At 68.9% G+C, this 578-nt stretch carries 2 protein-coding genes; both read left to right on the top strand.

Going from position 1 to position 578, the window contains the following annotated elements; translation table 11 throughout:
- A partial coding sequence (locus tag QNO07_RS27500) for an oligopeptide/dipeptide ABC transporter ATP-binding protein (RefSeq protein ID WP_349636883.1) occupies positions 1-283 on the top strand: 283 nt, incomplete at its 5' end.
- Positions 276-578 (top strand): ATP-binding cassette domain-containing protein (locus QNO07_RS27495; protein ID WP_283995260.1); only part of this gene is annotated, 303 nt, incomplete at its 3' end. The genes QNO07_RS27500 and QNO07_RS27495, both read left to right, overlap by 8 nt.

Below are 578 nucleotides of genomic sequence, written 5' to 3'. Positions count from 1 at the left end.
GCACGAGTTGTACAAGCGTCCCGCGCATCCGTACACGCGGGGTCTGCTGGACTCCATTCCGCGGCTTGACCAGAAGGGCCACGAACTCTTCGCCATCAAGGGCCTGCCACCCAACATGGCCCACGTCCCGCCCGGCTGCGCCTTCAATCCGCGCTGTGTCCGCGCCCAGGACGTGTGCCGGGTCGACGAGCCCCCGCTGCGCCAGGTCACCGAGCCCGACGGCACCCCCCTGACGGGCCGCGGCAGCGCCTGCCACTTCTGGAAGGAGACGATCCATGGCTGAGTTGAAGAAGCAGGACACGTCACCTCAGTCGGACGCACCCGTCTCCGACTCCGTCCCCGCGGACGTCGCAGCGGTGGAAGCGCTCGCGGCCGAGCCCGTGCCCCGCGGCGAGCCGATCCTCCAGGTCCGCAACCTGGTGAAGCACTTCCCGCTGACCCGCGGCATCCTGTTCAAGAAGCAGGTCGGCGCGGTCCGCGCCGTCGACGACATCTCCTTCGACCTGCACCAGGGCGAGACGCTGGGCATCGTGGGGGAGTCGGGTTGCGGCAAGTCGACGGTGGCGAAGCTGTTGATG

Source organism: Streptomyces sp. 549 (assembly GCF_030124175.1).
In the GTDB taxonomy this organism is placed as follows: Bacteria; Actinomycetota; Actinomycetes; order Streptomycetales; family Streptomycetaceae; genus Streptomyces.
This window is presented reverse-complemented; position numbering and strand designations above follow the sequence as displayed.